The following is a 26,300-nucleotide window of genomic DNA, read 5'->3' on the forward strand; positions in this document are numbered from 1 at the left end:
CCTATCCTTTTTCAGCAATGATTATGCGTTTGTAATCACATCGTCCGGAACTTGCAAGCCAAGCCCTTCGGCAACGCGGCGTCCATAGTCAGGGTCTGCTTTGTAGAAGTGGCGGATTTGGCGCAGTTTAATTTCTTCTTTTGTCACTTGTTTCAATGATTCTACAATATTTTTCACAAGGCGCGCTTTTTCCTCTTCGCTCATGAGACGGTATAAGTCTCCAGCTTGCGTATAATGATCATCGTCATCATATGGCACGCTTTCTGCCATGCCGGATACCGGGAATGGAGTCGTTTTATGTTCTGATACTTCTGTTGGTCCGCCGAAGCTGTTTGGTTCGTAGTTGACAGAACCGCCTCCATTATTGTCAAAGCGCATGAAGCCGTCGCGTTGATAGTTGTTTACTTCCACGCGCGGACGGTTGATTGGAAGCAAGTTATGGTTCACGCCGACGCGATAACGGTGCGCATCCGCATAAGCGAACAAGCGGGCTTGCAACATTTTATCTGGTGATGGTTCAACGCCAGGAACTAGGTTTCCAGGCGAGAATGTCGCTTGTTCGACTTCGGCAAAATAATTTTCTGGATTGCGGTTTAATACCATGCGGCCGACTTCAATTAACGGATAATCTTTATGCGACCAAACTTTTGTGACGTCGAATGGATTGAAACGGTACGTTTTTGCGTCTTCTAGCGGCATAATTTGCACATATAATGTCCAAGATGGATAATCGCCTTTTTCGATGGCGTTATATAAATCTTCCGTATGGTAATCCGGGTTTTCTCCAGCGATTTTTACCGCTAGTTCCGGATCCATGTTTTTCACGCCTTGGTTTGTTTTAAAGTGATATTTCACCCATACCGCTTCGCCTTTTTCATTCACCCATTTGAATGTATGGCTTCCGTATCCGTTCATATGGCGGTATGTCAATGGGATGCCGCGGTCTCCGAATAAATAAGTAACTTGGTGCAAAGATTCCGGAGATAAAGACCAGAAATCCCACATTGCCGTCGGATTTTTCAAATGTGTGCGCGGGTCGCGTTTTTGTGTATGGATAAAATCTGGGAATTTAATCGCATCACGGATGAAGAAAATTGGCGTATTGTTACCAACTATGTCGTAGTTTCCTTCTTCCGTGTAAAATTTCACCGCAAAACCGCGCGGGTCGCGGACTGTATCCGCAGATCCCAACTCACCGGCGACAGTAGAGAAGCGGACGAATACAGGTGTGCGTTTGCCAACACCGTTAAATACTTTCGCTTTTGTGTATTTCGACATATCGTTTGTTACTTCGAAATAGCCGTGCGCACCAGCGCCTTTCGCATGGACGACACGTTCTGGGACACGTTCTCTATTGAAATGTGCTAATTTTTCAATAAGATGCACGTCTTGGATTAATGTCGGTCCAGGATTGCCAGCCGTAATCGAGTTTTGGTTATCGCCGACAGGTGCTCCCCAACTAGTTGTGAGCTTTTTTGTATCTGCCATCGTTTGTTTCCCCCCGTTTCGGTTTTCGTTTTCACTAATAAATGATAACATTTATCAAACAAAAGTCAATATTTTTTTATAATTATTTTAAAAAGATATATATAATCAAATAGAATTTTAAATAATATTATAATGGTTATTCAAATGCAACAGCGGTCTTACATCTCCGGAAAATACAACTTTTTGTGCCGTTTCTTTTTACGCCAATCCTAACTTCATCGTCACAGTCATATGTATTAAAGTGATTGAAGAAAAATTCATGTTGTGAATTGCTAAATAAGGAAAAGCGGATTTCTGATGGGAAAATAGGAGAATTAAGCAAGGGGGTTGTTCCATTTTGTGATATAGAGGAACTAATAGAGAAAATGAGTATGTATCTCAGCATTTTTCACTTTTCGTTCTCAATTATCTCCGCTTTTTATCAAAAAACGTAAGGAATCATATTTTCATGCACGGATATGCTTACAGGCGGTGGGAATCATATATATAATATGAAGGAATGAGAAGATCCGCTATTGCTCTTCGTGGAAAATCGCAAAGCACCGCCAAGGAATATAATTGAAAAGAGGGTGTCCCAAAAGTGTGTTGGGACACCCTTTATGCGCATCGAACAATAAGAGAGCTTATATATCGTATTCTGTTTGTGGCCAAATACCTTTTTGAATTATTTGGATTGCAATATGTCGTGATCGACGTAACGTTCTCCGTTTAGTTCGCTAATGACATTAATGGCCACTTTCGCTCCGTCGCCAGCGGTAATAATCGTATGTACGCTGACGCCAGCTACTGTCCCGGCCGCCCAAATTCCTTCAATATTGGTACGTCCGTTTGCATCCGCATCAATGATCGTTTTAATGCGCGGCTCTGTTCCTTGTTTTGTTTTTACGCCGATTTTTTCGGCGAGATCGACCGCTACTCCTGTCGCCAAAATCACATGTTTTGCCTCAAACGTGCCGTTTTCTGTTTGAATGCGGAAACCGTTTTCTGTTTTTTCGATGTTGGTGGCTTGGGCAGTAACAAGTTCTGCTCCGAATTTGGCCGCTTGTTTTTTCCCTGTTTCAATCAAATCCGGCCCTGTGATTTCCGGGACTCCATAGTGGTTTTCGATCCAAGCGCGCTTTGTCATGCTTTTGTCATTGTCAATTAATACTGTTTTCTTTCCCGCTTTTGCGGTAAAAATAGCAGCGCTTGCCCCGGCAGGTCCAGCCCCGATAATGGCGATATCGTACATCGTTTCATCCCCTTTTCGTTAGAATATTCCAATATTTATTATAACATGTTCATTGTTTCCATCCAATTAATATGAATCGCATCTCTTTTATTTAAAATAATTATAATTTGATATTGATTATTTAAAAATAATATGTATAATAAATGATAACAATAATCATTCGTAAACAGTTAAAGGAGAGCGAAAACATGCGAAAACAAGTCATTTGCGAACAATGCCATCAACCGATTCGCCGGTTGAAACATTCTATCCTTTGCCGCTGCGGAATGAAAATTATCCAACATAAATAAGCGGATAGGTGAGGTATGATGATATATAGGTAGTCAAGGGACTGCGCTTCTTTGTTGGCCAGTCCCGTTTTTTGTGGTAATGAGAATCTTTTTCATAAAAAATATTGACAATGGGATTTTATTTCCATACAATTGTAGTTGATAATAATTATCAACATCATTTAAGGTGTATAGAGGAAAAACGATGAAAAAGCTGTTTATATTGTTCGTCATATTAGCGGTTGCGTCTTTGTTCATCGGTGTCCAGCATATTTCACTTGCCGATTTGTTGGCATGGAAAGAGGATGACATAGAGGTATTAATGATCAGCCGGATTCCGCGGTTGATCAGCATTATTATCGCGGGTGCCAGCATGAGCGTTTGCGGGTTGATTATGCAGCAGTTAAGCCAAAATAAGTTTGTCTCGCCAACGACGGCGGGGACGATGGACTGCGCAAGGTTAGGAATTTTAGTGTCACTCATTTGGTTTGCTTCCGCGAGCCCGCTGCTAAAAGTAACGATCGCGTTTTTATTCGCATTTGCCGGCACGATGATTTTTATGAGAGTGCTAGAAAGAGTGAAATATAAAGATGCGGTTTTTATTCCGCTCGTTGGTTTGATGTTTGGCAATATCGTCAGTTCGATGACGACGTTTTTCGCGTATAAGTACGACTTAATTCAATCGATTTCGTCATGGCTGCATGGCGATTTTTCCATGATGATGAAAGGGCGGTACGAACTGCTTTACTTAAGTATTCCGCTTATGATTGTCGCTTATATGTATGCCAACCGTTTTACGATTGCAGGAATGGGAGAAGAAATCGCGACAAATTTAGGCCTTCGTTATCGGTATATCGTCAATGTTGGATTAGTCATCGTGGCGGCTACTTCTTCTTTGGTGGTGCTGACGGTTGGGACACTGCCGTTTTTAGGATTGATTATTCCAAACATTGTCACATTATATTATGGAGATCATTTAGAGAAAGTCCTTCCTCTTACCGCGTTGTCCGGAGCGGTTTTCGTGTTAGTTTGCGATATTTTTGGGCGCGTCATTATTTATCCATATGAAATTCCGATCGGTTTAACGGTAGGAGTGATTGGCAGCGGCGTATTTTTGTATTTGCTAGTAAGGAGAAGAAAGCGATATGTCTAACAAAACGAAGCTTATCTTGTTAAGCATTGCAGCATTGTTACTCATCGCGGTGTTTTTGGCTACGGATCTTAAAGGCAACTTGGACTATATTCTCCGTTCAAGAAGTGAAAAAATTGCCGCTATGGTGTTGACAGGATGTGCGATTGCCGCTTCTACCGTTATTTTTCAAACAATAACAAACAACCGAATATTAACGCCGAGCATTATCGGGTTTGATTCGGTTTATATGTTAATTCAGACGTTTATCGTATTTATTTTTGGGTCGACAACGTTGACGATGATGAGTGCGAACGTGCAGTTTCTCCTTTCCGTCGGCTTCATGGTAGGATTTGCGATATTGCTTTATTCCGTTTTATTCAAGCGAGAAGGGCAGACGATTTACTTTCTCCTTCTTGTCGGAATGATTATGGGAACATTTTTTCAAAGCGTGACGTCCTTTATGCAGTTTTTAATCGATCCGAACGAATTTTTTGTCATTCAAGACCGCATGTTTGCGAGTTTTAACAATATAAAAACAGAGCTTTTATTTGCGTCTGGAATTGTCATTGCGCTGATGATTGGCTATATCGTTTCTTACATACGTTACTTAGATGTGCTATCGCTAGGAAAAGAGCATGCGATTAATTTAGGTGTTCCGTATGAAAAAATCGTGAAGCGGCTTCTTATTGTCGTTGCGGTGCTCGTTTCCGTCTCTACCGCGTTAGTCGGTCCGATTACGTTTTTAGGATTTATTGTGGCGAACGTAGCGTATGCGTTTTTGCAAACATATCGGCATAGTTACTTGCTCATTGGGGCGACGTTGTTTGCCGTTATTGCGGTAGTTGGCGGGCAACTGGTAGTGGAAAGAGTATTCACGTTTTCGACGCCGTTAACCGTGATTGTAAATTTTATTGGCGGAATTTACTTTTTATATCTTTTATTGAGGGAGAGGAAAGCATGGTAGAAGTAAGAGGAGTTTATAAGCAATACGGTGGAAAAACCGTTGTTGATAACGTGTCTATTACGATTCCGACCGGAAAGTTAACATCGTTCATTGGACCGAACGGCGCAGGGAAAAGCACGCTATTATCGATTATGAGCCGCCTTATCGATAAAGACCGCGGCGAAGTGAAAATCGAGGGAAAAGAAATTAGTCGCTATAAAACCGATGAATTAGCGAGAAAAATCTCCATTTTAAAACAATCAAACCATATTGCGATCCGGCTTACGGTGAAAGAACTCGTTTCTTTCGGGCGCTTCCCGTACTCACGCGGCCGGCTTACGCGCGAAGATTGGGAGCATGTCAAAAAAGCGATTCGTTATATGGAGTTAGAAGATTTACAAGATCGCTATTTGGACGAATTAAGCGGCGGACAAAGACAGCGCGCTTATATTGCCATGGTGCTTGCGCAAGATACGGATTACATTTTTCTTGATGAGCCGTTAAACAATTTAGATATGAAACATTGTGTGCAAATGATGCAAGTGTTAAGAAAATTGGTAGATGAGCTTGGAAAAACGGTTGTTGTTGTCATGCACGACATTAATTTTGCCTCCTGTTATTCTGATTATATCGTTGCCCTTAAGAACGGGAAGGTTGTTCGTGAAGGAACAGCGTCGGAAATCATGAGAAATGGCATATTGCAAAGCATTTATGATATGGACGTTCACATTGAAACGATCCATGATAAAAAAATATGCGTTTATTTCGCGTAACTTTGTTTTTCATATAGTTTTTTCGCATAACGTTTCGCGGGATCGGGCGCCCCTCGCGGAAAGGTGCGAGAAAACTATTGAAAATAAATATGGTAATTATAAAGGGGGATTCTCATGATAAAAAAACGTTGGTTGCCAATTTTCGTGGCATTTTTCACTGCAATATTGCTAGCGGCGTGCGGGAACGAGGAAAACGCAAGCGGCACGAAAACGAAAAGCGATCGTGAAGAAATAACGATCAAACATGAATTAGGGGAAACAAAAGTAAAGAAAAAACCAGAAAAAGTGGTTGTATTTGATTTTGGCGTTCTTGATTCATTGGATAAACTCGGTGTAGAAGTGGCAGGCGTTCCGCAAGCCAACATTCCGTCTTATCTAGAAAAGTATAAAGATAGCAAGTATGAAAACGTTGGAGGGCTAATGGAACCGGATTTCGAAAAAATAAGCGAAATCGCTCCGGATTTAATCATTATTTCTGGACGCCAAGCAGATTCTTATGAAAAATTTGCCGAAATTGCCCCAACGGTTTATATGGGAATCGATACGAAAAATTATATGGACTCTTTTACGAATAATATGAAAACATTAGGTAAAATCTTTGGAAAAGAAAAAGAAGTCGAAAAAGAATTAGCGAGAATGAACGAACAAATCGAAGCAGTCAAAGCGAAAACGGAAAAAGCAAACGGCAAAGCGCTAATTGTGCTGACGACCGGCGGCAAAGTAAGCGCGTATGGTCCAGGGTCTCGCTTTGGGATCATTCATGACGTGCTTGGCATTCAACCGGTTGATGCGAATATCAAAGTATCGCCGCACGGCCAAAGCATCTCGTTTGAATATATTGCCGAGAAAAACCCGGATTATTTATTTGTGGTCGATCGCGATGCAGTCGTGGAAGGGAAACCGTCGGCAAAACAAACGATCGAAAACGAATTGGTGAAAAAGACGAACGCTTATAAAAATAATCGTATCATTTATTTAAATCCGAACTATTGGTATCTTTCCGGCGGCGGCCTCATTTCTGTAACGGAAATGATCAACGAAGTGGAAAAAGGAATCGAATAATGGCATTTCAGCGGCTAACCTTGCAATGCAATGGTTAGCCGCTTTATTTTTTTGTTTGCCCAATCTTGTATGGTGGATATTACATCAGAAAAGATAGCGTTGAACCGTTTTTTTTTGTCACGATGATTTTGAATCGTGTAAAATTCCGCTCACAGTCCAGTGAACTTGGATCACCGGAATATTGTTTTTCTTTTTCCACCATTTCCTAGATTACATCTTTGAAGATCTATTTGTAAAAAATTTTCATCTATATGTTAACCTATATATAAAATTTAGTTGACATTTAATGCGTTGTCAGGCAAAATAAAAGCAAATATCGGATTGGAGGGAAAAAAATGAAAACGAAATCGCTGCCGCTGGTAGCGCTGTTTGCCGCGCTTACGGCCATTGGCGGGTTTATCAAAATTCCGATTCCATATGTGCCGTTTACGTTGCAAATCGCTGCCGTTTATTTGGCAGGATGTTTGCTCGGGCCGAAGCTTGGAATGTTGAGCCAGCTTGTCTATGTGCTTGTTGGCCTTGCCGGTGCTCCTGTGTTTGCCGAAGGGGGAGGGCCTAGCTACGTGCTTCAGCCGACGTTTGGCTATTTGATCGGTTTTGTTGCGGGAGCCTATGTCAACGGATGGCTGATGCAAATCTTTCAATTTCGTAAAGCGGCGACGATTTTTCTCGCGAACTTATCTACTCTTTTTGTCGTTTATTTGTTTGGTTGCGCTTGGCTGTACATAGCGATGAAATGGATCGTGGAAAAGCCGCTTACTATTGGGCAAACGTTATGGTTTGGCTTTTTGCTGCCTGTGCCTGGCGATCTATTGTTATGTGCGGTTTGTTCCGTCCTTGTCGCGCGCATGCTGCCGCGTATTCAGAGCGTCATTCGTAAGCAGGAGGTATAAGCAGTTTGTTAAACATCTATAAAGTAAATATCTCCTGTTATTGAACACAAAGAGGCGGATGTTCTCCATCTTTTCCATCATCTCCTGTTTTAGGATAAAAAATCATCTCCCCCTTCCTCATGTTAAAAGGAAATGAAGAAGATTTGACGAATATATGTTCTGAAGGATCCAAACAAGGGGGAAGGCAAGGGGATGAAAACAGTTCGGGGGATGAAAATTGTTTCTCATGATCAATCACAACTTTGTTCATTAGATGAGTTGATGCGCGTCTTTGGTTCCGCAAAGCGATACGCGTTCAACCGTTTGCTGGAGGGAAGGAACGCCAAAGACATCATCAAGCACCTTCCACACCAATTTCAGCTCAACAAACGGTACGCCGAAGACGCGGTCTTGCTTGTTCAATCACTGATTTCTTCTCAATGTGAGCTGCTCCCAATGCGCTTGGAGGATGTGCAGTCGAAAATCGAAAAAAACGAAAAGAAAATTGATGACTACCAACATGGAAGAAAAACACCGAAAAAAGTCGATCTTCCAACATGTCTAGGTGGATTGCACCAACGGTTAGAAAAGCTCAAAGCGAAAGAAGCCGAACTAAAGCACCATCTCGACCATGGAACGATTCCACGTGTGATTTTTGGCGGGAAACAGAACTTTTACAAGCGTTTGAAAGGAAAAATCACGAACGAAGAATGGAAAGATTTGCGCTCGAATCAGTTGTACGCCAGAGGCGATAAAAGCAAAAAAGGAAATTTAAACATTCGTCTCGTGTATGACGATCACACTTATAAATGTTATGTAGAAATTGCGAATCCACTTGGACAACCAAAAGGGAAACACGCTCCCCGTTTACGATTTTCTGTGTCTGTTCCTAAAAAATATGAAGAGGAAATCATTAATCTCGTCATGGGAGAACAAGTCGGAGTGAATGCGAAAGGAAAGCCCATTATCGAATATCGACCATATACTGTTGAAATCAAACGCAAAAACGGAGAATATTACATTCATCTCATCTATGAAGAAGAGGTATATGGAAGGGAACTTGCCTATGATGAACCGATTCAAGCAGAACGAATCGCTGGGATTGACATCAACATTGACCGCATCGCCGTAAGCATCGTTTCGAGACAAGGAAACTTTCTTAAATCAAAGGTGTTTTACTGTCATGAACTCGAATATGTGCGGGCGAATAAACGAAACAACATCGTTGGAGAAACCGTACGAGATGTGTATGACTGGCTGCTTCAAGAGAATGTTGGGGCAGTGGTCATCGAAAACATCCAACTAAGACAGCAGCACGATACGGACAAACGATTCAATCGCTTCACCCATAATTTTAAAAAGAAAAAGCTGACTGACACCATCATTCGCCGGGGCTTAAGGCTTGGGTTTCGCATCAAAAAAGTGAATCCGGCGTACACCAGCGTCATCGGACGTTTCAAGTATATGAAAAAGTATGGGTTATCCGTTCATGAAAGTGCCGCTTTGGTGATTGGCAGGCGGGGATTAGGGTATCGTGAATGGTTGCCAAAAGAACTCATTCACATCGTAAAAACGAAAGTGAAACGCCATTTGATTGCCATGTTAGGGTCGATGGAAGAATCCTACAAGCAATCGAAAAGCGGCATGAAACAACGCCAATATATCGCGATGATGTTACGTAAAATCGAGAATTTCAAACAAGAGCATGAATGGTCGTTATGGAACATATTGCACAAATGTTGTTGGCTGAACCAGTATCAAATTCAACTAAAGGAGGTGTAGACCTGGTTGCTAAAATCGTTGTCGTGTACTGACCGATGGAAGGAATGGTGCACGACAGGTGCCGTCGCTGACAGCGATCCACGGGGTGTCTTTCACAGCAGGTGAATGACAAGGGAAATTCCCTTCCTGATGGAACTCGGTGAGAATCCGAGCGGCAAGCGATGTTTCCTGGTTCCATCGCGATGAGTCGATTTTTAAAGATTTTAGTAACCAGGTGGTTTCCTAATGGGAAAAGCAATATTTATCACTGGAACAGGAACCGAGATTGGCAAGACGGTGGCAACCTCTTTTCTTGCTTTTGTTTTTCAAAAATTAGGGTTGAATACAAAAATATTTAAGCCGATTCAAACAGGATTGGCGGAAGATGGAGTTTCGTTTGCCGATCAATATTGGTACGAGAAGGTCGTTGGACTGGCGCAATCAGAAGGGCTATATTATATGGAACCCGCCGTTTCGCCGCATTTAGCAGCAACATTAACGAATACCACTATTGACCCGGCGTTGATAGTGGAAAAAATCGAACAATGGAAACGTCAATACGACATCGTTCTTGTTGAGGGGGCGGGAGGTTTAGCTGTCCCGTTAATAGAGAAGGAACAAGAGTTTTATATGACAAACGATTTGATTAAAGAATGCAGCATTCCGATTATCATCGTTTCTTTATCAGGGCTTGGCGCCATTCATCATACGGTGACAACCGTATCTTACGCACAGCAGCAAGGCATTCGTGTTCTTGGGTTGATTTTTAATCAATTTAATGCCGAAAGCATCATTCATGTTAATAATATTGAAACAATAAAGAAAATGTTAGATTTGCCGGTTATCGCCACACTGCCATCTCTTGAGAATGTGACGAAGCATACGATGATGGCGTTGGCGGAACGTTGGCTGGCGAATAACGAGAGAAAGCAGTTGTTACGGGAGGTGCTGTCCGTTGAAGTATAGCTACGAGCAATTAGAACAATGGGATAAAGCGTATGTGTGGCATCCGTTTACGCAAATGAAAACATATGTGCAAGAACGGCCGCTCATTATTGAGCGAGGGCAAGGAAGCTACTTATTTGATGTCAATGGGAATAAATATTTGGACGGATATGCATCATTATGGGTAAACGTCCATGGCCATAATGATCCTGAACTAAATGAAGCTTTGCATATGCAAATAGAAACGATCGCGCATTCGACATTGCTTGGGTCGGCAAATGTACCTTCGATTTTATTGGCGAAAAAGTTGATTGAACTTTGGCCGGGACTTTCGAAAGTGTTTTACTCCGACACGGGAGCTGCCGCTGTGGAAATTGCGCTAAAAATGGCGTACCAATATTGGAAAAACATTGATCCAGTTAAATATGCGGCAAAAAATAAATTTGTTTCTTTAAAGGAAGCGTATCATGGTGATACGGTCGGCGCTGTGAGTGTCGGCGGAATGGATTTATTCCATCGCATTTTTAAGCCGCTGTTGTTTGAACGAATCGAAGTTCCTTCTCCGTATGTGTATCGCATGGACGGATATGGCGATGAAGTGGAGATTGTCAGATATTGTTTGCAACAGCTTGAAGATGTGTTAGAGCGTGAACATGAACAAATCGCCGGCGTGATCGTAGAGCCGCTCGTTCAAGGAGCTGCGGGCATCATTACACATCCAAAAGGATTTTTAAAAGGCATTGAAACACTTTGTCGAAAATATGGGGTGCTGCTTATTTGCGATGAGGTCGCCGTCGGGTTTGGAAGAACAGGAACGCTGTTTGCGTGTGAGCAAGAGGATGTCCATCCGGATATTGTTTGCTTAGGAAAAGGCATTACCGGAGGGTATCTTCCTTTAGCCGCCACATTGACAACAGAAGACGTCTATGCTGCGTTTTTAGGAGACGTTGATGAGGATAAGACGTTCTATCACGGGCATACATATACGGGGAACCAACTATCTTGTTCTGTCGCTTTAAAAAATATTGAGCTCATCGAAAAACGGAATCTTGTCGAAAACGTAAGGAAAAAAGCAGAAAAGTTGGCAAAGAAGCTGGAGATGCTTTATGAAATTCCAATCGTTGGGGATATTCGCCAAAAAGGATTAATGACAGGAATTGAAATCGTGCAAGACCAAAACACGAAGCAGATTTTCCCGCGCTCCGAAATGATCGAACATCGCATTATTCTAGAAGCTCGAAAGCGCGGGTTAATCATTCGTCCGCTCGGTCCGGTGCTCACGTTCATCCCAGTGTTAGCGATGACAGAAGAACAGATGGAAACAGCGGTCAACATTCTCTTCGATTCAATCGCGGAAATGGCGAAAGCCGTTCGATAAGGTTTCTATTGCTGCCTAGAGCGTCTAGGCAACCTATTTTTTGTCCAAAACGGTCAATCGCCCATGCCCTTGGCGTTTGTCCTACATATGTTGAAAGGGAAGAAGCAAACCAATCAGTAAAGGAGAGATGAACATGAATGATGTTAGCTTGCAAGATACAAGAATATGGGGATTTGGGCGCCCATGGGGCTTTGGAGGCTTTGGAGGATTTGGCCGTCCGTTCTTCGGTGGCTTCGGCCGTCCATTCTTTGGTGGCCCGTTCTTTGGCGGCCTTTTAGGAGGACTGTTGGGCGGCGCGCTGACAGGCCCATTCTATGGCGGTTATGGTGGCTATCCTTACGGCTACGGCTACGGATTCCCTTATTAATTTTATGGCCCAATATGATCATGAACATTGTTTGAGCCTGCCGATCATATGGCAGGCTTTGATCTTTTCAAAAATTAAGTTCCGGGAGTTTGTGTAAAAAGAAACGGTAAGGGGAAAATTCCATTACTAGCACAGTAAATAAGAGGATGGGAAAATAAAATCGCTTTTTACCGTTTTGTTTTTACACAATTTTGCGGACTTGATCAGCGGTAAAAAGCAGTTTGATTTCGCTAAAACGTAAATTTGCTGGACTGAGAAAGGAAATTTTACACAATAATCAGGACTTGATCATATCTTGCATTTTCTTAAAAGCTTATGAAAAAGTGGGCTGATATCTTGTTCCATTCGTCCTTCATTCCACATAACATGTTTGTGTCCATTTTATTTTTAGGAAGGAGGGATCGTGGTGGTATATCCGCGCGTATTTTTCGGAGGTCCGTTTTTAGGCGGCTTTCTAGGCGGCTTGCTTGGCAGCGCGCTGGCATTGCCGCTTTACATCCATCCAAGACCGTATTATCCGTACTTTCCGTATGGAGGATTTTGGTATTAACATGATGAAATATGTGCGAAAAAGCCATGATGTATGCAGTCATGGCTTTTTCATCTCAGGAAGGGGCATATTACTGAACCGTATTTTGATATGGAAATTGGCTTGTGTATCCTTGAAATTGTTGATATGATTGTTGCAATTTTTGCTGGTCAGCCGCTTCAAGTTTGTACCAGCCTTTTTTAAACATTAAATGGTAAAGTTCGCGCTGGCAGTTTTGCGTTTCTGTAAAAATGTTAAGCATATCTTGATATAATTGTTGGTGGCTCGCTTCGTGCAAAAATACATTGTACGACGATGTCATATATTTTTCTGTCGCCAACATATCATTAAGAAAGTCGCGATCGTTCATTTGCGGCGTTTTTGGCACTTGCGTTTCTGGATTTTGGATTTGTCTTTGGTTCATGATCATTCCCTCCATTGCTATTGCATTGTCGCTTTAGGCCGCCCTGTATTTTGCAGATGGCTTAAAATTTTTTGGTAATGGCGCTGATGCATTTGTCCCGCTTTTTCGATCGCAGCGCTGACTTCTTTGTCTTGGCATTGCGATGCAAAAAAGTGCGCTTTTTTCATCGCGAGCAAATTCCAAGACAGCATATCAGCGAAATAAAGCGCGTCTTTTGTGGAAATCATTTGCGGCGGCTGCGGCATGACCGATGGTTGTTGTGTGTTCATTTGTTGTTGCATAAACGCTGCTCCTTTCTGAAAAAATCGTTCGCTTTTAAATTATCCGTTTCGTGGAAAATTATGCATATATAGAAAATAAACTGTATCGAAAAAACATATTCAACGCTGAGGAAACATGATACAATAATGACAGGATGAATGCGTTTTCATAAAGGGGGCACAATGAATGGAACAAGTAGTGCGCAACTTTTTTTATTCTTGTCCAAAAACAAATTATTAACGAAATTGGCGAAAAAATATGGGCTTCGTTTCGGTGCCTCAAGGTTTGTCGCCGGGGAGACGATTGAGCAAGCTGTGGAAGTGATCAAACAATTGAACAAAAAAGGGCTAGCAGTGACGGTCGATTACTTAGGTGAGTTTGTTGATAACGAGCAAGAAGCAAACGATATGGCCAATCATTGCATTGAGGCAATTGAAGCAATTCATAGAGAAAAACTTCATTCACAGCTTTCGCTAAAAATGACGTCAATGGGTCTTGACATTTCCGAAGAACTTGTCATGCGCAACATGAGGCGCGTTTTAGATGCGGCGAAACGGCACGATGTGTTTGTGACGATCGACATGGAAGATTATTCTCGCTGCCAAAAAACGCTCGATATTTTCAAACGGTTGAAAACGGAATACGATAATGTCGGAACGGTGCTGCAAGCGTATTTGTATCGTACGGTATCCGATATAGAAGATTTAAAAGATTATCATCCAAATTTGCGGCTTGTCAAAGGGGCGTATAAAGAGTCGCAGGAAGTGGCGTTTCCAGACAAAAAAGATGTTGATAAAAACTTTAAAAAAATCATCAAAATGCATTTATTAAATGGAAACTATACGGCCGTCGCCACCCATGACGACGCGATCATCGAGTACACAAAGAAGCTTGTAAAAGAATATAACATTCCAAATAGCCAGTTTGAATTTCAAATGTTATACGGAATTCGCCCGGAGCGGCAAGAACAGCTTGCGCGTGAAGGATATACGATGCGCGTTTATGTTCCGTACGGCACGGACTGGTACGGATACTTTATGCGCCGCCTTGCGGAACGGCCGGCAAACGTTGCGTTCGTTCTTAAAGGAATTTTTTCGTAAATAGCGGTGAAAGCTGGCACAAAGGTCGGGTGTCTGCGCAAACGGCAAACTTTAAACGCATCACAGAAGCGCTTTTGCGTGATGCGTTTGTGTTTAGGAAAAACGAGAATTACTCTCCTTGCATATGATGCCGTTTATATTGCTGGTTTTGGCTCGTCTTTTTTCCGCCGCCGTCCGTTTCCACTGTCGGGCCGGCATTGCCCTTTACGCTTGCTGCGCTAACTGCGCTTTCCGAAGGGTTCTTTTTCCGCTTTGCCATTTGTTTCACCCCCTTTTATTTATCGTCGCCAAAAAATAAATTCTTATTAATACAAAAAATGTTAAGTTTGTATATTGCGAAAATTTACAACATATTTTATATTTAGTATAGAAACAATTTCGTCGGCATATTTTTTTCACTATAAAATGAATGACTATTCATTCAATGTATGAGGGGGAAAAAGGATGATGAAACGCATTCAAAAGGCTGCCGTGCTCGGATCTGGCGTGATGGGTTCGGGAATTGCGGCGCATTTGGCGAACGTGGGGATACCGACGTTGCTTCTTGATATCGTCCCGCGTGAGCTGACGAAAGAAGAGGTAGCAAAAGGATTAACGCTTGAACATAAAGAAGTGCGCAACCGTCTTGCCAATCAGGCGTTGCAAAAATTGTTAAAACAAAAGCCGGCGCCGCTTATGTCCAAGTCCAATCTTGCCCTTATTGAAGCGGGAAACTTCGAGGATGATTTTCACCGGCTTGCTGAAGTGGACTGGATTATTGAAGCGGTCGTGGAAAACTTAGAAATTAAAAAAAGCGTATTTGCGAGGGTGGATGAAGTAAGAAAACCGGGAACGATTGTCAGTTCGAACACTTCCGGAATTTCCATCGAAGCGATGGCAGAAGGCCGTTCCGAGGATTTTAAAAAGCATTTTTTAGGAACACATTTCTTCAATCCGCCGCGCTACTTAAAGTTGCTTGAAATCATTCCGACGAAAGATACCGATCCAAAAGTTGTTTCATATATGAAAACGTTTGGCGAAGAAGTGCTTGGCAAAGGTGTTGTCATGGCGAAAGACACGCCAAATTTCATTGCGAACCGCATCGGTACGTATGGATTGTTAGTAACTGTAAGAGAAATGATGAAAGGCGGATACAGCGTTGGAGAAGTCGATTCGCTTACAGGACCGCTGATCGGCCGGCCGAAAAGCGCGACGTTCCGCACGCTTGACGTCGTCGGTTTAGACACGTTTATTCACGTTGCTAATAACGTCTTTGAAAAAGTAGAAGGAGAAGAAAAAGAAGCGTTTCGCGTTCCAAATTTTATGAAAGCGATGCTTGAAAAAGGATGGCTTGGCAGCAAATCGGGACAAGGCTTCTTTTTGAAGCAAGGAAACGATATTTTGGAACTTAATTATGAGACGCTGGAATATGAGCCGCGCAAAAAGCTGACGACTCCAGCGGTAGAGGCGAGCAAGCAAGCGAAAACGCTAGCTGATAAATTGAAAGCGCTTGTATATGCCGATGACCGCGCAGGAACGTTCCTTTGGAAAATCACTGCTCCGGTTCTTCTTTATTCGGCGAAATTGCTTGGTGAAATCGCCGATGACATCGCTGCTATCGACCGCGCGATGAAATGGGGATTTGGCTGGGAGCTCGGCCCGTTTGAAATGTGGGACGCAATCGGTGTTGAGCAGTCTGTCCGGAAAATGAAGGAAGAAGGGTTTGAAATTCCTTCGTGGGTAACGGACATGCTCGCGAATGGATTTACGTCTTTCTACAAATTGGAAAAAGGGCAAGCATTCTATTATGACCATGGGGAATACAAGCTGATTCAGGAAAATCCGAAAGTTATTCACATTCAGCGCTTAAAAGAGCAAAGAGGCGTTATTAAGAAAAATAGCGGCGCAAGCTTCATTGACATTGGCGATGATGTGGCGTTGTTGGAATTCCACTCGCCAAATAACGCGATCGGTACGGATATTGTGCAAATGATCAACTACGCGCTTGAAGAAGTGGAGCGAAACTATAAGGGTCTTGTCATCGGCAATCAAGGAAAAAACTTTTGTGTCGGTGCAAACCTTGCGATGATTTTGATGGAGGCGCAAGATGACAACTATTTTGAAATTGAGCTTGCGGTCCGCCAATTCCAGCAAGCGATGATGAAGATTAAGTATAGCCCGAAGCCAGTTGTTGCCGCGCCGTTTGCGATGACGCTCGGCGGCGGTGTGGAAATTTGCCTGCCATCCTCCCGCATTCAAGCAGCGGCGGAAACGTATATGGGGCTTGTCGAAGTCGGCGTCGGCCTCATTCCTGGCGGTGGCGGAAATAAAGAGCTTTATATTAAATATTTAAACAGTCTGCCAAACGGAGTCCATTTCGATTTGCAGCAAGTGGCGAACAAGGTGTTTGAAACGATTGCGATGGCAAAAGTATCCGGCTCAGCGGCAGAAGCGCGTGAACTGAACTTTTTGAATCAGCGCGATGGCATTACGATGAATAGCGACCATTTGCTTTACGATGCGAAACGGGCGGTTATTTCTCTTTATGATCAAGGCTATCGCCCGCCTGTTCGCAAAAAGGTGCCTGTTGTCGGCGAAACAGGTTATGCGGCAATGCTGCTTGGAGCGCAGTCGATGTATCACTCCGGGTACATTAGTGAACACGATTTGAAAATCGCGAAAAAACTTGCGTACGTCATCGCTGGCGGAAAAGTCCCGTACGGCACGGAAGTCGATGAACAATATTTGCTTGATTTAGAACGGGAAGCGTTTTTAAGCCTAGTCGGTGAACCGAAATCGCAAGCGAGAATGCAGCATATGCTTGTTAAAGGGAAACCGTTGCGCAACTAATTGGAAATTGAAAGAACGAATATGAAAAAAACAGGAGGGACGGTTGTGAGAGAAGCGGTGATTGTAGCGGGGGCGCGCACGCCGGTCGGAAAGGCGAAAAAAGGAACGCTCGCCCATGTGCGACCGGATGATTTAGGCGCGCTCGTCGTGAAGGAAACGTTGAAACGAGCCGGGAATTATGAAGGAAATATCGATGATCTTATTATTGGCTGCGCGATGCCGGAAGCGGAGCAAGGGTTAAATATCGCAAGAAACATCGGAGCGCTTGCCGGTCTTCCATACACGGTTCCGGCGATTACGATCAATCGTTATTGTTCGTCTGGTTTGCAAGCGATTGCTTACGCGGCGGAGCGCATCATGCTCGGCCATTCAGATACGGTCATTGCCGGCGGAGTGGAATCGATGAGCCTTGTCCCGATGATGGGGCATGTGATCCGTCCAAACGCGAAACTGGCAGAAGAAGCTCCAGAATATTATATGTCCATGGGACATACGGCCGAACAAGTAGCGATGAAGTATGGGGTTAGCCGTGAAGACCAAGATGCGTTTGCTGTGAGAAGCCATCAGCGCGCGGCAAAAGCGATCCGTGAAGGCAAATTTAAAGACGAAATTGTTCCAGTCGAAGTGACCGTTCGCAAAATAGAAAATAATAAGTTAGTTGAAAAAACGATACTTTTCGAAGAAGACGAAGGGGTGCGCCCGGATACGAATATGGAAACGTTAGCAAAACTCCGTCCGGCATTTTCCATAAACGGAACGGTAACAGCTGGGAACGCTTCGCAAATGAGCGATGGCGCTGCTGCTGTCATGGTGATGGACCGCGAAAAAGCAGAATCGCTAGGATTAAAACCGCTTGGGAAATTCCGTTCGTTCGCCGTCGCCGGCGTGCCGCCGGAAGTGATGGGAATCGGTCCGGTTGCCGCGGTTCCGAAAGCGTTAAAGCTTGCTGGCTTAGAGCTTTCGGATATCGGATTAATCGAGCTAAATGAAGCGTTTGCGTCTCAAGCGATTCAAGTGATTCGCGAGCTTGGGCTAGATGAGGAAAAAGTAAATGTCAACGGAGGCGCCATCGCGCTTGGCCATCCGCTTGGCTGTACTGGTGCAAAATTGACGCTGTCGCTGCTTTATGAAATGCGCCGTCGCAACGTGCAATTCGGAATCGTCACGATGTGTATCGGCGGCGGCATGGGCGCTGCAGGAGTGTTTGAATTAATTTAACCGTGACGAAAGCGGGCGGCATGCTCCCGCCCGACCATATATGACAAAAATCAGGGGGAGGAGTTATTAATGGCAAAGACATTGGAAAATGCGATTAAAGGTGGAAGCTTTCTGATTGAAGACATTCCGTGCGAACGCGTATTTACACCGGAGGATTTTACCGACGAACATAAAATGATCGCGAAAACGACGGAAGATTACGTCGTAAACGAAGTGCTTCCACAATTAGAATATTTGGAAAATCACGAATTTGACCGTTCGGTTCAATTGTTAAGAAAAGCAGGAGAACTTGGATTGCTTAGCGCGGATATTCCGGAAGAATACGGCGGTTTAGGGCTTGACAAAATCAGTTCTGCGCTGATCGCGGAGAAAATGGCACGCGCCGGCGGTTTCTCGATTTCCCATGGCGCGCACGTTGGCATTGGATCGCTTCCAATCGTCTTATTTGGAACAGAAGAACAAAAGAGAAAATATCTTCCATATTTAGCGACTGGGGAAAAAATTGCTGCATACGCGTTAACAGAGCCTGGCTCCGGTTCAGACGCGCTAGGAGCAAAAACGACAGCGAAATTAAACGAAGAAGGAACGCATTACATCTTAAATGGGGAAAAACAATGGATCACAAACGCTGGATTTGCCGATGTGTTTATCGTATATGCGAAAGTAGACGGCGAACATTTTTCCGCATTCATTGTTGAACGTGATTTTCCGGGGGTTTCTACCGGTCAGGAAGAAAAGAAAATGGGAATTAAAAGCTCTTCGACCCGTACGTTAATTTTGCAAGACGTGCCTGTTCCGAAAGAAAACTTGCTTGGGGAAGTTGGAAGAGGCCATGTGATTGCGTTCAACATCTTAAACATTGGCCGTTATAAACTTGGAGTCGGCGCTGTTGGCGGCGCGAAACGGGCGCTGGAAATTACGTTGCAATATGCGAATCAACGTCAACAATTTAAACAGCCGATTTCTAAATTTACATTAACGCAAGAAAAATTCGCGACGATGGCTTCCCGCTTGTATGCCACAGAAAGTTCTGTCTACCGCACGGTCGGCTTGTTTGACGAACGGATGAGCCTTCTTGATGGGGAAAAGGCAAAAGACGGAAAAGAAATCGCGAAATCGATTGCGGAATACGCGATTGAATGCTCGCTGAACAAATTTTTCGCGACGGAAACGTTGGACTATATTGTCGACGAAGGTGTACAAATTCATGGCGGTTACGGATTTATGCAAGAATATGAAATTGAGCGGGCTTACCGCGATTCTCGGATTAACCGAATTTTTGAAGGAACGAACGAAATCAACCGTCTGTTAGTTCCGGGCATGTATTTGAAAAAAGCGATGAAAGGTGAACTTCCGCTTTTGCAAAAAGCGCAACAGCTTCAAGAAGAATTAATCATGCTCGCGCCGGAAGAAGTCGGCGACGGCATTCTAGAGCAAGAAAAATATTTGGTGCGCAACGCGAAAAAAATCGCGTTAATGGCAGCGGGATTAGCGGCACAAAAATTCGGTCCGAAATTGGAAAACGAACAGGAAATTTTAGTAAATATCGCTGACATTGTTGCGAACATTTATGCAATGGAATCGGCAGTGCTTCGTACCGAAAAGGCAATAAAGAACTCCGGAGTGGAGAAAAATAAACAAAAGCTGCTTTATACGCAAATTTTCTGCCAAGAGGCGTTCAACGAAATCGAGGCACATGCGAAAGAAACGATTGTTGCGGTAGAACAAGGCGATACGTTGCGCATGATGTTGGCCGCTTTGCGCAAATTAACGCGCTATACCCCAATCAATATCATCGCGAAAAAACGTGAAGCGGCAGCGGCGCTCATTGAAGCGGAACGTTATATTGTGTAATAATGGAAAGTACCAGGCTCGTCCCTGGTACTTTAATTTAATAAAGGATGGTGGAGTATGGCGTTCACTTTTTATTGGTATCCGAAATGCGGCACATGCCGAAAAGCGAAAAAATGGCTCGATGAGCATGGCGTTGCCGTACGGGAAATACATATTGTTGACAACCCGCCGGCAAAAGATGAGCTGGCGGAGCTTTATCGCAAGAGCGGGCTTCCGTTAAAAAAATTTTTTAATACAAGTGGTATGAAATATCGTCAGTTAGGGCTAAAAGATAAAGTGAATACCGCTTCGGAAGAAGAGCTTCTTGAACTGCTCGCTTCCGACGGCATGTTGATTAAGCGCCCGATTTTGACGGACGGAAATCATGTTATCGTTGGGTTCAATGAAGAGCAATATGAAAAATTTTTTGGGCAAAGATGACGAATTCGGTGAGTTTTTTGATAAAATCGGTTATTATTAAAAAGAATACAATATTAAAAAAAATATAATCTGTTATGGAGGGATGCAATCATGAATACGCCAAAGGAGTTACGCTATTCTGAAGAACATGAGTGGGTGCGCGTCGAAGGAGATAAAGTGCGCATCGGCATTACGGATTTTGCGCAATCTGAATTAGGCGACATCGTTTTTGTTGAACTGCCGGAAGTAGGTACAGAAATTACGGCAAACGAGCCGTTCGGCAGCGTGGAATCGGTAAAAACGGTTTCCGAACTTTATGCGCCGATTAGCGGCAAAGTAGTCGAAGTGAATGAAGCATTAAATGACAACCCAGAATATGTAAATGAATCCCCATATGAAAAAGCGTGGATGATTGTCGTCGAGCCTTCCGATATGAGTGAGATCGACAATTTATTAACGGCAGAGCAATATGAAGCAATGGTAAAAGAAGGATGATCATTGGCATAAACGACCATTGTTGATTACGTAGGCGATGGGCACTCTAATACATAACGAGGTGGATAAAAAGAGTGCTCATTGCCGTTAAAACCAAAAAAGCTGTAAGGGAAAATAAAACTCAATTTTATTTTATATGGCTATTTTGTCTTTTGCCATCGACTTTCGTGACAAAAGCGATATGAACGATATTTATAAGGAATGACCGTCACCGTTGTGCCAGATCAAAAACATGCCGATTGCGACGGTGAGGCTAGTTGGTGTAAAAGCAACGGTGCTATGCCGTTGCTTTTCTTCGTGTTTACCGTTTCGCGAAAAAAGGCGGTAAACAAGCTTGCGAAAGGAAACGGTCGCATTATTTTTCGCATAAATGTGCAAGTGCATTTTCCAGACAAATTAAAATTTATCGTGTAAAACTCCATTCTCGGTTCAGCGAACTCGCATCGCCGGGAAACAAAGCCGTTTGTACCTTTTTCTTGTTCCGCAAGGACTTGATCCATTTTTCTTAAGGTGTGGTCCATTATGATAGAAATTGAAAAAGTAATTATTGTCGAAGGACGTTCCGACAAACAAAAAATTGAAAAGATTGTGAATGAACCGGTTGAAATTATTTGCACAAATGGGACGATTAGCGATGCTAAATTGGAAGAGATGATTGAAGAACTTTATTATAAAGAAGTTTATATATTGGTGGATGCCGATGAAGCGGGCGAAAAATTACGAAAACAGTTTCGCCGCGAATTTCCTGAGGCAGAACATATATATATTGACCGAATGTATCGGGAAGTAGCCGCGGCGCCGAATTGGCATATCGCCCAAGTATTATTGCGAGCAAATTTTAATGTCCATTATCATTATTTGTTAAAAAGGTGAAAGCAGCGATGAAAAAATTACAGTTAGCTGAAATAGATGACATTATTAATAAGGAAGAGAATGTTTGCCTTTATGTGTATACACCGATGTGCGGCACTTGCCAGCTTGCCGAGCGGATGATGGAAGTGGTCGAAGAACTGTTTCCGCGCATTCCGTTTTACAAAACCGATATTAATTATATGCCGGAGCGTGCGGCCGCATGGAAAATTGAAAGTGTTCCATGCCTTCTTTTATTTGATGGCGGCAATATCATAAAAAAATTATACGCGTTCCATTCGGTACCGTATTTATATGAAATAATAAAGGAATTTTGGCCGGAAAGCAGATAGCAATATTTTCTTAATGCGCAAAACGAAAAATGGGCAAATCGTTCTTTTCTCTCGCAAAGCAGGCAGAATAAACGATGATTTGCGGTCATTTGACATCATTTCTTGGGAAATGATGAGAATCTTGCCTATTTTTCAGAGGATTTGTCGAGATTTTTATAAAGGATTCTCCCCCTTTTCTAATGAAATAAATGGGTAACGGGATAAAGGGGGAGGAGGATATAAAATGGATATGCGTGAATTAATAAAACAACTTACAGAACGAATGCAAAAGTTGAATCATTTATCACCGATTTTGCCAGAAGAGGAATTATACGTTCAATTTGAATGCGGATCGGAAACGGCAGTTGTGGCGATTTCTAAACATACAATCGAGCAGAAGGAAGCGGCAGATGAACGGCGGTTGTTGACTGTCCGGGGATCGAAAGAAGCGCTTGAAGCGCTGTTAAATGGAAGGATAAAGTTGCAACAACAAATTCGGCTTCGTGAAGTAAATATTTCTGGAAGTTTCCGCCATATGCTGCTAGTGGAGTCGCTGCTTCATTTGTCAAAGCCGTATCGCTATGTTTGCTAAAATTTGTGGAAGAAACAATTGACAAGCCGTAAAAATAGTAGTACTATTCAGAAAAAAAGTATAATAATTTTTACGTTTTCGCTTCATAAGCAAAAAACTTATATGTTATTTTCGAATATTTTTATTATAATATTTTTATTGACATTATTCGACATATAATGATAAAATCACATTCGTAATTAATGAGACATTTTAACTGAATAAAGTGCATCTTGTGCTCTTATCAAGAGAGGTGGAGGGATGTGCCCAATGAAACCCGGCAACCGTCAGCGGCTTCGCTGAAATGGTGCCAATTCACACAAAGCGTCTGCTTTGAGAGATAAGAGACAGAACGGTAACGATTGCCTTTCTGTTCTCTTGAGCAGAAGGGTTTTCTTTTTGTTGCGAGTGTTTTTTGCATGAAGGAAGGTGAAAATGTGCATGATTATATTAGAAAACGTGACAAAAATTTATGAAGCTTCCAACGGATCTGTGACAGCGGTGGATAATGTCAGTTTACAGATAAAGGAAGGAGAAATTTTCGGTATCATCGGGTATAGCGGAGCGGGAAAAAGTTCGTTAATCCGTCTCCTTAACGGATTGGAAAAACCGACAAATGGAAAAGTCATTGTCGCCGGACGCGATATCGCTAATATTAAAGGAAAAGAATTGCGAAAGGCTCGCCAAGAAATAGGGATGATTTTCCAACATTTTAATTTATTATGGTCGAGAACTGTCCGTGAAAACATTGCGTTTCCGTTAGAAATTGCTGGCGTGCCAAAAGAGCAGCGAAAAAAACGAGTCGATGAACTTATTCAGCTTGTTGGATTGCAAGGAAGAGAAGACGCCTATCCATCGCAGCTTAGCGGAGGGCAAAAACAACGCGTCGGCATTGCGCGAGCGTTGGCAAACAATCCAAAAGTGCTATTGTGCGATGAAGCGACATCGGCGCTTGACCCGCAAACAACCGATTCGATTTTGGAACTTTTGGTCGATATTAATAAACGTCTAGGATTGACGATCGTATTAATTACTCATGAAATGCATGTGATCCGCAAAATTTGCGATCGCGTCGCGGTGATGGAAAACGGAAAAATCGTCGAACAAGGCGAAGTGCTGCAAGTGTTCCGCCAGCCAAAACAAGCGATTACGAAACGGTTTGTTCAGCAAGTGGTCGAACCGGAGGAAACAAAAGAAACGATTACTCATTTACTTGATAAATACCCGAACGGAATGGTTGTTCAATTGACGTTTGTCGGCGAAGCCGCTGAACAGCCGCTCATTGCCAATGTCGTTCGCCAGTTTCAAGTCGATGCGAATATTCTGCAAGGAAAAATTTCGCAGACACATCAAGGTTCTTACGGTGTTCTATTCGTTCATATAGATGGGGAGAAAGAGGAAGTTGCCCGCGCGATTGATTATATTCGAAATCAGCAAGTGGCGGTGGAGGTGATGACAAATGCTCGCTAACCTCTTACCGAACGTAGAGTGGGATATGATTTGGGCAGCTACTGTCGAGACGCTTTATATGACAGGGATCGCGGTTGTAGCGACATTTATATTAGGAACAATTCTTGGACTGCTTTTATTTTTAACGTCGAAAGGCAACTTATGGGAAAACCGCTTGGCGAATATGATCATTGCCGCTGTCGTTAATATTTTCCGTTCCATTCCATTTATTATATTAATTATTTTATTAATTCCGTTGACGAAATGGATGGTTGGAACGATGCTTGGTGCTAACGCCGCGCTGCCGGCGCTTATTATCGGAGCGGCGCCATTTTACGCGCGAATGGTCGAAATTGCGCTCCGCGAAATTGATAAAGGCGTGATTGAAGCGGCGAAAGCGATGGGGGCTTCAACGGCAACGATTATTTGGAAAGTGTTGCTTCCAGAGTCACTGCCTGCTCTTGTGTCCGGAATTACCGTAACAGCGATCGCTTTGGTTGGATATACGGCGATGGCGGGAGTCGTCGGCGCTGGCGGTCTTGGCAACTTAGCGTATTTGGAAGGATTCCAGCGCAACCATAACGATGTGACATTTGTCGCCACCGTACTCGTGTTAATCATCGTATTTGTCATTCAGTTTATCGGTGACTTTGTCACTTCCAAAATAGATAAACGATAAAAAGGGGGAATTGATTATGAAAAAATGGCTTAGTGCATTATTTGCCGTCGTTCTTGTGTTGGCATTGGCAGCGTGCGGAGGCAACAACAACGCGTCCAATGACCAAAAAGAAGGAAAATTGACGAAATTAGTAGTTGGAGCTTCGAATGTTCCACATGCGGAAATTTTGGAAAAAGCAAAACCGATTTTAAAAGAAAAAGGCATTGACCTAGAAATCGTGACGTTCCAAGATTATGTTTTGCCAAACAAAGCGTTGGCGGATAAAGACATTGACGCAAACTATTTCCAACACATTCCTTATTTAGAATCGCAGAAAAAAGAACATGGATATGACTTCGTCAACGCTGGCGGCATTCATATTGAGCCAATCGGCATTTATTCGAAAAAGTATAAAAGCTTAGAAGAACTTCCAGATGGCGCAACGATCATCATGAGCAACTCAGTTGCAGACCATGGCCGCATTTTATCCATGCTGCAAGAAAAAGGATTGATTAAGTTAAAAGATGGTGTGGACAAAACAAAAGCAACGGTGAAAGACATTGTCGACAATCCGAAACATTTAAAATTTGAAGCAGATGTTGATGCGGGAATGCTGCCGCAAATTTATAAAAACGGCGAAGGCGATGCGGTTGTAATTAACGCGAACTATGCGCTAGATGCCGGTTTGGATCCTGCAAAAGACCCGATCGCTGTCGAGTCGCCGAAAAATAACCCGTATGTCAATATTATTGCGGTACGTAAAGGCGACGAAAACCGCAAAGAAATTAAAACGCTTGTTGAAGTGTTGCAGTCGAAAGAAATTCAAGACTTTATTAAAAAAGAATATAAAGGTGCCGTCATTCCAGCGGCACAATAAAAATAACGGAAGCGATTCGCTTCCGTTATTTCTTTTTTGGCAGCTTTTCGAGAATGGAGATCAGCAACGTAATGATCAAAGAACATTGCAGGGAAATAATAATGCCGATAACAAATAATAATTCGTCAGGCCTGCCTATCAATCCCGCTAATCCCCAAAATAGCAAAACGGTGATGATAACTGCCATGAGAAACATTGAAATCCATTTTCCCATTTCTCTCCCTCCCATTTCCG

At 43.0% G+C, this 26,300-nt stretch carries 28 protein-coding genes, 1 pseudogene and 1 riboswitch; of the genes and pseudogenes, 23 read left to right on the forward strand and 6 right to left on the reverse strand.

What is annotated here, in order from left to right:
- Positions 1-21 precede the first annotated feature (21 nt).
- The gene (katA, locus tag BM278_RS09110) at positions 22-1,488 is read right to left on the reverse strand and encodes a catalase KatA (protein ID WP_064552100.1); all 1,467 of its coding nucleotides are present in this window, start codon (positions 1,486-1,488) and stop codon (positions 22-24) included.
- Positions 1,489-2,152: 664 nt separating this feature from the next.
- The gene (locus BM278_RS09115) at positions 2,153-2,719 is read right to left on the reverse strand and encodes an FAD-dependent oxidoreductase (protein ID WP_090949124.1); all 567 of its coding nucleotides are present in this window, start codon (positions 2,717-2,719) and stop codon (positions 2,153-2,155) included.
- Between the two features lie 474 nt (positions 2,720-3,193).
- On the opposite strand from BM278_RS09115, the gene BM278_RS09120 reads away from it, so the two are divergent.
- The 10 genes from BM278_RS09120 to BM278_RS18740 all read left to right on the forward strand — a co-directional run bounded on the left by BM278_RS09120 (position 3,194) and on the right by BM278_RS18740 (position 12,771).
- Positions 3,194-4,141 (forward strand): ABC transporter permease, encoded by a 948-nt coding sequence (locus BM278_RS09120; RefSeq protein WP_090949126.1) that lies wholly within the window; start codon positions 3,194-3,196, stop codon positions 4,139-4,141.
- Positions 4,134-5,084, forward strand: coding sequence for an iron chelate uptake ABC transporter family permease subunit (locus BM278_RS09125; protein ID WP_090949128.1), 951 nt, complete (start codon positions 4,134-4,136; stop codon positions 5,082-5,084). Before BM278_RS09120 ends, BM278_RS09125 begins: the two co-directional genes overlap by 8 nt.
- Complete coding sequence (locus BM278_RS09130) at positions 5,078-5,836, forward strand: iron ABC transporter ATP-binding protein (protein ID WP_090949130.1); 759 nt, start codon at positions 5,078-5,080, stop codon at positions 5,834-5,836. The genes BM278_RS09125 and BM278_RS09130 overlap by 7 nt, the downstream gene beginning before the upstream one ends.
- 114 nt (positions 5,837-5,950) lie before the next feature.
- Positions 5,951-6,898: a siderophore ABC transporter substrate-binding protein gene (locus BM278_RS09135; RefSeq protein ID WP_090949131.1), complete on the forward strand. Its 948-nt coding sequence runs from the start codon at positions 5,951-5,953 to the stop codon at positions 6,896-6,898.
- A gap of 335 nt (positions 6,899-7,233) precedes the next feature.
- The gene (locus BM278_RS09140; protein ID WP_090949132.1) at positions 7,234-7,791 is read left to right on the forward strand and encodes a biotin transporter BioY; all 558 of its coding nucleotides are present in this window, start codon (positions 7,234-7,236) and stop codon (positions 7,789-7,791) included.
- 192 nt (positions 7,792-7,983) lie between these two features.
- Complete coding sequence (locus BM278_RS09145; RefSeq protein ID WP_090949134.1) at positions 7,984-9,552, forward strand: IS200/IS605 family accessory protein TnpB-related protein; 1,569 nt, start codon at positions 7,984-7,986, stop codon at positions 9,550-9,552.
- A gap of 225 nt (positions 9,553-9,777) precedes the next feature.
- Positions 9,778-10,497 (forward strand): dethiobiotin synthase, encoded by a 720-nt coding sequence (bioD, locus tag BM278_RS09150; protein WP_090949136.1) that lies wholly within the window; start codon positions 9,778-9,780, stop codon positions 10,495-10,497.
- Positions 10,487-11,854, forward strand: a complete 1,368-nt coding sequence (gene bioA, locus BM278_RS09155) for an adenosylmethionine--8-amino-7-oxononanoate transaminase (RefSeq protein ID WP_090949137.1) — start codon at positions 10,487-10,489, stop codon at positions 11,852-11,854. The genes bioD and bioA overlap by 11 nt, the downstream gene beginning before the upstream one ends.
- A gap of 133 nt (positions 11,855-11,987) precedes the next feature.
- Positions 11,988-12,221, forward strand: a complete 234-nt coding sequence (locus BM278_RS09160) for a hypothetical protein (RefSeq protein ID WP_090949140.1) — start codon at positions 11,988-11,990, stop codon at positions 12,219-12,221.
- 406 nt (positions 12,222-12,627) lie between these two features.
- Positions 12,628-12,771, forward strand: a complete 144-nt coding sequence (locus BM278_RS18740) for a hypothetical protein (protein ID WP_167359610.1) — start codon at positions 12,628-12,630, stop codon at positions 12,769-12,771.
- A 70-nt stretch (positions 12,772-12,841) separates the two neighbouring features.
- Here BM278_RS18740 and BM278_RS09165 read toward each other — a convergent pair whose 3' ends face one another.
- Both BM278_RS09165 and BM278_RS09170 read right to left on the reverse strand, forming a co-directional pair.
- Positions 12,842-13,174 (reverse strand): spore coat protein, encoded by a 333-nt coding sequence (locus BM278_RS09165; protein ID WP_090949142.1) that lies wholly within the window; start codon positions 13,172-13,174, stop codon positions 12,842-12,844.
- Positions 13,175-13,191: 17 nt separating this feature from the next.
- Positions 13,192-13,455, reverse strand: coding sequence for a hypothetical protein (locus BM278_RS09170; protein WP_090949144.1), 264 nt, complete (start codon positions 13,453-13,455; stop codon positions 13,192-13,194).
- Positions 13,456-13,621: 166 nt separating this feature from the next.
- Here BM278_RS09170 and BM278_RS09175 point away from each other — a divergent pair.
- Positions 13,622-14,535, forward strand: a pseudogene (locus BM278_RS09175) (proline dehydrogenase family protein).
- Between the two features lie 109 nt (positions 14,536-14,644).
- Here BM278_RS09175 and BM278_RS09180 read toward each other — a convergent pair.
- Positions 14,645-14,794, reverse strand: a complete 150-nt coding sequence (locus BM278_RS09180; protein WP_090949145.1) for a YuzL family protein — start codon at positions 14,792-14,794, stop codon at positions 14,645-14,647.
- Between the two features lie 188 nt (positions 14,795-14,982).
- Between BM278_RS09180 and BM278_RS09185 the strand changes: the two genes are divergently transcribed.
- The 12 genes from BM278_RS09185 to BM278_RS09235 all read left to right on the forward strand — a co-directional run bounded on the left by BM278_RS09185 (position 14,983) and on the right by BM278_RS09235 (position 26,066).
- Complete coding sequence (locus BM278_RS09185; protein WP_208601787.1) at positions 14,983-17,364, forward strand: 3-hydroxyacyl-CoA dehydrogenase/enoyl-CoA hydratase family protein; 2,382 nt, start codon at positions 14,983-14,985, stop codon at positions 17,362-17,364.
- A gap of 45 nt (positions 17,365-17,409) precedes the next feature.
- Complete coding sequence (locus BM278_RS09190) at positions 17,410-18,582, forward strand: acetyl-CoA C-acetyltransferase (protein WP_090949206.1); 1,173 nt, start codon at positions 17,410-17,412, stop codon at positions 18,580-18,582.
- Positions 18,583-18,651: 69 nt separating this feature from the next.
- Positions 18,652-20,436 carry an acyl-CoA dehydrogenase family protein gene (locus BM278_RS09195; protein ID WP_090949149.1) on the forward strand — a complete coding sequence of 595 codons (1,785 nt, stop codon included), beginning with the start codon at positions 18,652-18,654 and terminating at the stop codon, positions 20,434-20,436.
- Between the two features lie 57 nt (positions 20,437-20,493).
- Positions 20,494-20,856: an arsenate reductase family protein gene (locus BM278_RS09200; RefSeq protein WP_090949151.1), complete on the forward strand. Its 363-nt coding sequence runs from the start codon at positions 20,494-20,496 to the stop codon at positions 20,854-20,856.
- Between the two features lie 90 nt (positions 20,857-20,946).
- A complete protein-coding gene (gcvH, locus tag BM278_RS09205; protein ID WP_064552068.1) occupies positions 20,947-21,330 on the forward strand; it encodes a glycine cleavage system protein GcvH in 384 nt (127 codons plus the stop codon).
- 216 nt (positions 21,331-21,546) lie between these two features.
- Positions 21,547-21,744, forward strand: coding sequence for a hypothetical protein (locus BM278_RS18325; protein ID WP_208601783.1), 198 nt, complete (start codon positions 21,547-21,549; stop codon positions 21,742-21,744).
- Positions 21,745-21,852: 108 nt separating this feature from the next.
- On the forward strand, positions 21,853-22,203 hold the full coding sequence (locus BM278_RS09210; protein ID WP_090949153.1) for a toprim domain-containing protein: 351 nt from the start codon (positions 21,853-21,855) through the stop codon (positions 22,201-22,203).
- Between the two features lie 8 nt (positions 22,204-22,211).
- Positions 22,212-22,532 (forward strand): thioredoxin family protein, encoded by a 321-nt coding sequence (locus BM278_RS09215; RefSeq protein WP_090949154.1) that lies wholly within the window; start codon positions 22,212-22,214, stop codon positions 22,530-22,532.
- 223 nt (positions 22,533-22,755) lie between these two features.
- Positions 22,756-23,103 carry a sterol-binding protein gene (locus BM278_RS09220; RefSeq protein WP_208601784.1) on the forward strand — a complete coding sequence of 116 codons (348 nt, stop codon included), beginning with the start codon at positions 22,756-22,758 and terminating at the stop codon, positions 23,101-23,103.
- Between the two features lie 217 nt (positions 23,104-23,320).
- Positions 23,321-23,429, forward strand: a riboswitch (SAM riboswitch).
- 94 nt (positions 23,430-23,523) lie between these two features.
- Positions 23,524-24,552, forward strand: a complete 1,029-nt coding sequence (locus BM278_RS09225) for a methionine ABC transporter ATP-binding protein (protein ID WP_090949156.1) — start codon at positions 23,524-23,526, stop codon at positions 24,550-24,552.
- A complete protein-coding gene (locus BM278_RS09230; protein ID WP_090949158.1) occupies positions 24,542-25,210 on the forward strand; it encodes a methionine ABC transporter permease in 669 nt (222 codons plus the stop codon). Before BM278_RS09225 ends, BM278_RS09230 begins: the two co-directional genes overlap by 11 nt.
- 16 nt (positions 25,211-25,226) lie before the next feature.
- Entirely contained in the window at positions 25,227-26,066 is an 840-nt protein-coding gene (locus BM278_RS09235) for a MetQ/NlpA family ABC transporter substrate-binding protein (RefSeq protein WP_090949160.1), read from the forward strand.
- A 25-nt stretch (positions 26,067-26,091) separates the two neighbouring features.
- Here BM278_RS09235 and BM278_RS09240 read toward each other — a convergent pair whose 3' ends face one another.
- Complete coding sequence (locus BM278_RS09240) at positions 26,092-26,280, reverse strand: hypothetical protein (protein ID WP_090949162.1); 189 nt, start codon at positions 26,278-26,280, stop codon at positions 26,092-26,094.
- Between the last annotated feature and the right edge of the window lie 20 nt (positions 26,281-26,300).

It is taken from the genome of Parageobacillus thermantarcticus (assembly GCF_900111865.1).
GTDB lineage: Bacteria > Bacillota > Bacilli > Bacillales > Anoxybacillaceae > Parageobacillus > Parageobacillus thermantarcticus.

Excerpts from the sequence above, each read along its gene's own strand:
- katA (WP_064552100.1), bottom strand. The coding sequence starts at position 1,488 with ATGGCAGATACAAAAAAGCTCACAACTAGTTGGGGAGCACCTGTCGGC.
- BM278_RS09115 (WP_090949124.1), bottom strand. The coding sequence starts at position 2,719 with ATGTACGATATCGCCATTATCGGGGCTGGACCTGCCGGGGCAAGCGCT.
- BM278_RS09120 (WP_090949126.1), top strand. The coding sequence starts at position 3,194 with ATGAAAAAGCTGTTTATATTGTTCGTCATATTAGCGGTTGCGTCTTTG.
- BM278_RS09125 (WP_090949128.1), top strand. The coding sequence starts at position 4,134 with ATGTCTAACAAAACGAAGCTTATCTTGTTAAGCATTGCAGCATTGTTA.
- BM278_RS09130 (WP_090949130.1), top strand. The coding sequence starts at position 5,078 with ATGGTAGAAGTAAGAGGAGTTTATAAGCAATACGGTGGAAAAACCGTT.
- BM278_RS09135 (WP_090949131.1), top strand. The coding sequence starts at position 5,951 with ATGATAAAAAAACGTTGGTTGCCAATTTTCGTGGCATTTTTCACTGCA.
- BM278_RS09140 (WP_090949132.1), top strand. The coding sequence starts at position 7,234 with ATGAAAACGAAATCGCTGCCGCTGGTAGCGCTGTTTGCCGCGCTTACG.
- BM278_RS09145 (WP_090949134.1), top strand. The coding sequence starts at position 7,984 with ATGAAAACAGTTCGGGGGATGAAAATTGTTTCTCATGATCAATCACAA.
- bioD (WP_090949136.1), top strand. The coding sequence starts at position 9,778 with ATGGGAAAAGCAATATTTATCACTGGAACAGGAACCGAGATTGGCAAG.
- BM278_RS09160 (WP_090949140.1), top strand. The coding sequence starts at position 11,988 with ATGAATGATGTTAGCTTGCAAGATACAAGAATATGGGGATTTGGGCGC.
- BM278_RS09165 (WP_090949142.1), bottom strand. The coding sequence starts at position 13,174 with ATGAACCAAAGACAAATCCAAAATCCAGAAACGCAAGTGCCAAAAACG.
- BM278_RS09170 (WP_090949144.1), bottom strand. The coding sequence starts at position 13,455 with ATGCAACAACAAATGAACACACAACAACCATCGGTCATGCCGCAGCCG.
- BM278_RS09180 (WP_090949145.1), bottom strand. The coding sequence starts at position 14,794 with ATGGCAAAGCGGAAAAAGAACCCTTCGGAAAGCGCAGTTAGCGCAGCA.
- BM278_RS09185 (WP_208601787.1), top strand. The coding sequence starts at position 14,983 with ATGAAACGCATTCAAAAGGCTGCCGTGCTCGGATCTGGCGTGATGGGT.
- BM278_RS09195 (WP_090949149.1), top strand. The coding sequence starts at position 18,652 with ATGGCAAAGACATTGGAAAATGCGATTAAAGGTGGAAGCTTTCTGATT.
- BM278_RS09200 (WP_090949151.1), top strand. The coding sequence starts at position 20,494 with ATGGCGTTCACTTTTTATTGGTATCCGAAATGCGGCACATGCCGAAAA.
- gcvH (WP_064552068.1), top strand. The coding sequence starts at position 20,947 with ATGAATACGCCAAAGGAGTTACGCTATTCTGAAGAACATGAGTGGGTG.
- BM278_RS09210 (WP_090949153.1), top strand. The coding sequence starts at position 21,853 with ATGATAGAAATTGAAAAAGTAATTATTGTCGAAGGACGTTCCGACAAA.
- BM278_RS09215 (WP_090949154.1), top strand. The coding sequence starts at position 22,212 with ATGAAAAAATTACAGTTAGCTGAAATAGATGACATTATTAATAAGGAA.
- BM278_RS09220 (WP_208601784.1), top strand. The coding sequence starts at position 22,756 with ATGGATATGCGTGAATTAATAAAACAACTTACAGAACGAATGCAAAAG.
- BM278_RS09225 (WP_090949156.1), top strand. The coding sequence starts at position 23,524 with ATGATTATATTAGAAAACGTGACAAAAATTTATGAAGCTTCCAACGGA.
- BM278_RS09230 (WP_090949158.1), top strand. The coding sequence starts at position 24,542 with ATGCTCGCTAACCTCTTACCGAACGTAGAGTGGGATATGATTTGGGCA.
- BM278_RS09235 (WP_090949160.1), top strand. The coding sequence starts at position 25,227 with ATGAAAAAATGGCTTAGTGCATTATTTGCCGTCGTTCTTGTGTTGGCA.
- BM278_RS09240 (WP_090949162.1), bottom strand. The coding sequence starts at position 26,280 with ATGGGAAAATGGATTTCAATGTTTCTCATGGCAGTTATCATCACCGTT.